General features: G+C 73.0%; 3 protein-coding genes and 1 rRNA gene. 3 read left to right on the top strand and 1 reads right to left on the bottom strand.

Features of this window, described 5'->3' with window-relative positions; translation table 11 throughout:
• Nucleotides 1-121 precede the first annotated feature (121 nt).
• A 5S ribosomal RNA gene (gene rrf / locus H5J33_RS25245) occupies nt 122-238 on the top strand.
• 888 nt (nt 239-1,126) lie between these two features.
• On the top strand, nt 1,127-1,879 hold the full coding sequence (locus H5J33_RS36820; protein WP_220212734.1) for a tetratricopeptide repeat protein: 753 nt from the start codon (nt 1,127-1,129) through the stop codon (nt 1,877-1,879).
• 84 nt (nt 1,880-1,963) lie between these two features.
• Here the strand turns inward: H5J33_RS36820 and H5J33_RS37770 are convergent, their stop codons facing one another.
• On the bottom strand, nt 1,964-3,382 hold the full coding sequence (locus H5J33_RS37770) for a DUF1015 domain-containing protein (protein WP_258565386.1): 1,419 nt from the start codon (nt 3,380-3,382) through the stop codon (nt 1,964-1,966).
• Between the two features lie 74 nt (nt 3,383-3,456).
• Between H5J33_RS37770 and H5J33_RS25225 the strand changes: the two genes are divergently transcribed.
• Nucleotides 3,457-4,368 (top strand): HAD hydrolase-like protein (locus H5J33_RS25225; RefSeq protein WP_181797167.1); only part of this gene is annotated, 912 nt, incomplete at its 3' end.

Raw genomic sequence — 4,368 nt, 5'->3', positions numbered from 1 at the left:
AGCTTGTCCATTGATGCTCGCGTCCACTGTGTATGTTCTGAGGCAACGAACGGTTGCCGGCTCAGAGCTGAACCGAGAACACAATTAAAGAGTGTGCTTGTTCGCTCGAAACCATTAGGGTTTCGGTGGTCATAGCGTGAGGGAAACGCCCGGTTACATTCCGAACCCGGAAGCTAAGCCTCACAGCGCCGATGGTACTGCAGGGGGGACCCTGTGGGAGAGTAGGACGCCGCCGAACAATCTTTGGAGGACCCCTGGTCACCAGCGTTCAGCTGGGACCAGGGGTCCTTTTGTTTTTACAATGCTTGCGGTACCACAGACAGGAGTCACCATGTCCACCAACTCTCCCGGCGACCGTCCGGAGCGCGACCAGCGACGACGGGACAGTGGTGACCGGGGTGACCGCGGCGGCTTCCGGCGCGACAACGACCGCCGGGACAACGAGCGTCGCGCCAACGACCGTGGCGGCTACGGCCGGCGGGACGATCGCCGCGATGACCGCGACCGTGGTGAGCGGGGCGGCTTCCGCAGGGACGACAACCGCGATGACCGGCGTGACGACCGCCGTGACGACCGGCGTGGCGGTGGGTTCCGTCGTGAGGGCGACCGGGGTGCGCGTCCGGGGTTCCAGCGGGACGACCGGGACCGCGGTGACCGCGGCGGCTTCCGCAGGGACGACCGGCGTGACGACCGTGGAGACCGTGGCGGCTTCCGCCGTGACGACCGGCGTGACGATCGAGGCGACCGTCCCTCCTTCCGTCGCGACGACGACCGTGGCGGCTTCCGCCGTGACGACCGGCGTGACGATCGAGGCGACCGTCCCTCCTTCCGTCGCGACGACGACCGCGGGGGCTTCCGCCGTGACGACCGGCGTGACGACCGCAGGGACGACCGTCGCGACGACCGCAGGGACGACCGCGGTGGCTTCCGTCGGGACGACAGCCGTGGGGAGCGCGGTGGTTTCCGGGGACGGGACGACCGTGGCGGCCGTGGGCCCCGCAGGGACGACCGGGGTGGCCGGCCGGGCGGTGGCTTCCGTGGACGTGACGGCCGGGACGACCGCCGTGGCGGTGGCCGGTTCCGTGACGAGCGTGACCGTGACCGTGACCGGGAGCCGATCAAGCGGCTGCCGATCCCCGAGGACGTCACCGGCGACGAGGTCGACAAGGACGTCCGGCAGGAACTGCAGAGCCTGCCCAAGACGCTCGCGGAGGACGTCGCCAAGAACCTGGTGATGGTCGCCCGGCTCATCGACGAGGACCCCGAGGGCGCCTACGGCTACTCCAAGGTCGCCCTGCGCCTGGCGTCCCGCGTGGCCGCCGTGCGCGAGGCCGCCGGGTTCGCCGCGTACGCGAACCAGAAGTACAGCGAGGCCCTCGCCGAGTTCCGCGCCGCCCGGCGGATGACCGGCACCGTCGACCTGTGGCCGCTGATGGCCGACTGCGAGCGCGGGCTCGGCCGGCCGGAGAAGGCGCTCGACATGGCCGGCGCCCCGGAGGTGCACAAGCTGGACAAGGCCGGGCAGGTCGAGATGCGGCTCGTCGCCGCCGGCGCCCGGCGTGACATGGGCCAGCTGGACGCGGCCATCGTGACGCTCCAGAGCCCGGAGCTGGCCTCGAACTCGGTGCAGCCCTGGACCGCGCGCCTGCGCTACGCCTACGCCGACGCGCTGCTGGCCGCCGGCCGGGAGCGCGAGGCGCGGGAGTGGTTCGCGAAGGCCGTCGAGGCCGACCGGGACGGCAGCACGGACGCCTCCGACCGGCTCGCCGAGCTGGACGGCGTGGAGTTCGTCGACGCCCTGGCCGAGGACGCCTCGGACGAGCCCGGGGAAGAGACCGGATCCGCGGACGCCTCCCCGGAGGACGGCGACAAGCACTGACGTCGGCGATCGCCTGAAAAGCGCAGTCACCTGAAAGGGGGGCGGGCTCCCATGGAGCCCGCCCCCCTTCGTCTTGCCGCCGGCTCAGATCTCCAGCGCGCGCAGCACCAGCCCCGAGGCCGGCTTCGGGCCGAACGACGTCGACTTGCGGGGCATCGTCACCCCCTGCCGGGCCAGATCGCGTACGACCTCCTCGCGGACCGGATGCAGCAGGACGGCCGTACCGCCGTCGCGTTCCGCCTTCTCGACCGTCGCCGCCGTGTCGTGGATGTAGGCGATGTGCGCCGGGGAGTCCTCGGGGATGCGCCAGACGTTCTCCAGCAGCGTGGCGTGCAGCACCGTGGCGTCCAGCGAGCGCCAGGCGGCCGGCCGGTCCGCCGGGACGGTCCGGGCCAGCAGCTCCGGGTCCGGGCGGTCGAGCAGGTGGAAGGCGCCGTCACCGGCCAGCAGGAACGCGTTGCCGGCGCAGGACGCGTCCGCCAGGGCGGCCAGGGCCTCCGGCAGGGGCGTGTCGAGCCGCCGTACCCGGAACAGGCCGTCCACCGCCCGGAGCGCGTCCGCGACCGGCAGACCGTGCAGCAGCCGGTGGATGGCCCGGACCCGCAGCGGATAGCGGACGGTGTCGACCAGCAGGACCAGGCCGTAGTCCCAGGGGCTGGGGGAGGGGTGCTCCAGGCGCAGCCGCCGGTAGGTGGCCCAGCGGTGGTGGCCGTCGGCGATCAGGGCCTGGCGGCCGGCCAGATCGGTCTGGACGCGGGCCAGGTCGACGGGGTCGGTGATGGACCACAGGCGGTGCCGGAAGCCGTCCTCGGTGGTGGTGGCCAGCAGCGGCGGACGGCTCGCCGTACGCTCGATCACCTCGGCCGCCGTACCGACGCCCGCCTCGGCCGCCGTATCGACGCTCACCCCGGTCGCCGTACCCTCACCCACCCCGGCCGTCGTACCCGTGCCGGGCCCGGCCGTCGTACCCACGTCCACCCCGGTCGCCGTACCGGGGGCCGGCGCGCCGTCGCCACGGTATGTCAGCAGCAGCGGTTCCAGGTTCGCCCGGGTGGCGCGCATCAGGGCGGCGCGGTCGGCGACCACGGGCGGCATGACGTCCTCGTGCGGCAGCACCACGCCCTCGGCGGGCTCCGTCACCCGCAGCGTGCCGATGATCCCGCGCTGGAGCATGCCGTCGCCGTCGCGCTGCTCGTACACGTACAGGCCCGGATCCGGGTCGGCGACCAGGATGCCCTCGGCCAGCCAGCGGCGCAGGGTGTCGGCGGCCTGCTCGGTGCGGGCGCTGGGCGTGCCGGCCTGCGGCAGGATCAGCCGGACGATGTTGTGCGGGTCGGCCGACTGGAGGTGGTGCAGGCCGTCGGGCCGTACGACGACGTCGTAGGGAGGGGAGGTGACGGAGGCGAGGCTGCCGACCCGGTCGGGGTCGTAACGCAGGCCACGGAACGGGGTGAGTTCCAGGCCGCGGCGCGTCGTTGCCTCCGAGTGACCTGCTGTCTTCATCCCGGCATCGTACGTGTGTCGGTGGCATGCGGGATGATCGGGGGAAAGGCGAGTCTACGAGGAGCGATACGGACATGAGCCAAGGCGTCAGGACCAGGCCCGAGGGCAGTGGGCAGCCCCTGAGCGAGGCGTACGACACGGCGCTGCTCGACCTGGACGGGGTGGTCTACGCGGGAGGCAACGCGATCGCGCACGCGGTCGACTCGCTGGCGGTGGCGCGCTCGGGCGGCATGCGGCTGGCGTACGTCACCAACAACGCGCTGCGCACCCCGGACACGGTGGCCGGACATCTGACGGAGCTGGGCATACCGACCGGCGCGGACGACGTCATCACCTCCGCGCAGGCCGTCGCCCGGCTGATCAGCGAACAGGTGCCGGCCGGGGCGCGGGTGCTGGTGATCGGCGGCGAGGGGCTCAGGGTGGCGCTGCGCGAGCGCGGCCTGGTGCCGGTGGAGTCGGCGGACGACGACCCGGCGGCGGTCGTCCAGGGCTATGGCGGGCCGGACCTGCCGTGGGGCCGGTTCGCGGAGGCGTCGTACGCCGTCCGGCGGGGCGTGCCGTGGTTCGCGTCCAACACCGACCTGACGATTCCCGGCGGGCGGGGCATCGCGCCGGGCAACGGGGCGGCCGTGGAGGTCGTACGGATCGCGACCGGCGCCGAGCCGCAGGTGGCGGGCAAGCCGCTGCCCCCGATGCACCGGGAGACGATCATCCGCACCGGTGCTGAGCGCCCGCTGGTGGTCGGGGACCGGCTGGACACCGACATCGAGGGCGCGTTCAACGGCGGGGTGGACTCGCTGCTGGTGCTGACCGGTGTCACCGACGGGGCGCAGCTGCTCGCCGCGCCGCCCCAGCACCGGCCGACCTATGTGGACGCGGATCTGCGCGGGCTGCTCACCGGGCAGCCGGAGGTCACCGGGGAAGGGGCCGGGTTCCGCTGTGGCGGCTGGACGGCGACGGCCGGGGCCGACCGGCTGGAGCTGACG

It is taken from the genome of Streptomyces sp. WELS2 (assembly GCF_013870595.1).
GTDB lineage: Bacteria > Actinomycetota > Actinomycetes > Streptomycetales > Streptomycetaceae > Streptomyces.
This window is presented reverse-complemented; position numbering and strand designations above follow the sequence as displayed.

Excerpts from the sequence above, each read along its gene's own strand:
- H5J33_RS37770 (WP_258565386.1), bottom strand. The coding sequence starts at position 3,382 with ATGAAGACAGCAGGTCACTCGGAGGCAACGACGCGCCGCGGCCTGGAA.